1 protein-coding gene is annotated in these 255 nt (G+C 34.9%); it reads right to left on the reverse strand.

The annotated features are described in order from the left end of the window. Positions 1 to 255: OmpA family protein (locus V6251_RS15585; protein ID WP_341589037.1), on the reverse strand; the 255-nt coding region annotated here is incomplete at both ends.

Raw genomic sequence — 255 nt, forward strand, 5'->3', positions numbered from 1 at the left:
CTTTAGATACGATGTAAGCTACTGTAGATTTAGCTCTTCTATCAGATAAGCTCATGTTATAACCTGCAGGACCTCTACTATCTGTATGTGATGTTGCATAAATTACCATTTCTGGGTATTTGTTCATTACTAAGACTAGTTTGTCTAACTCTAATGCTCCTTGTGGTGTAATGTTAGATTTGTCAAACTCAAAGTAAATTGGGTCTAACACCACTTTGTCTGCAACAATAATTTTCTTGATTGGTGTTAGGTCAA

The organism is Olleya sp. Ti.3.14, assembly GCF_038154885.1.
Taxonomy (GTDB): Bacteria; Bacteroidota; Bacteroidia; order Flavobacteriales; family Flavobacteriaceae; genus Olleya.